Source organism: uncultured Acetatifactor sp. (assembly GCF_948601915.1).
Classification (GTDB): domain Bacteria; phylum Bacillota; class Clostridia; order Lachnospirales; family Lachnospiraceae; genus Acetatifactor.
Window position 1 is genome coordinate 721 of sequence record NZ_CAPDXS010000284.1, and the last position, 558, is coordinate 1,278.

General features: G+C 60.8%; 1 protein-coding gene. It reads right to left on the reverse strand.

Going from position 1 to position 558, the window contains the following annotated elements; all coding sequences use genetic code 11:
* The coding region (locus tag Q2B33_RS24655) for an RNA methyltransferase (protein WP_334306517.1) at window positions 1-546 on the reverse strand (546 nt) is incomplete at its 3' end.
* Window positions 547-558 lie beyond the last annotated feature (12 nt).

The window sequence follows — 558 nt, forward strand, 5'->3', positions numbered from 1 at the left end:
CTCCGCCGCTTCCGCCAGCTCCGGACTGAGGCCTGCCCCTTCGTTCCCGATCAGAAACGCCGTGGCCTCCCTGAAGGAAAATCCGTCATAATAATTCTTTCCCTGCAGATGGGCAGCATAGGTATGAACGCCGCGGCGGCGCAGTCGCCCTACCGCCTCCACAAGATCCTCCGCGCAGACCACTGGAACCCTATAGATGGAGCCCATGGTGGCCCTCACTGTCTTGGGAGCATAGATATCCGCCGTCCCCGAGCCTATGATAACCCCTGTGACCCCCGCCCCCTCACCGGTTCTGACGATGGTTCCCAGATTGCCGGGATCCTGCAGATTCTCCAGCACCATCAGCAGAGGACGGGGCGCTTCCAGCAGCTGCTCCAGTCCATGCCCCGGCCTCTTTATGACGCACAAGATGCCCTGAGGGGTCTGGGTGTCCGACATTTTCGCAAACACCTCCTCCGTCACCGTCTCATAGCCCGTCCTATCCAGCTTCCCCATCAGCTCAGGCTGCCGTCTGGCCTTCTCCAGCGCCTCCTCCGAAATATAGATTTCCGTGACGGC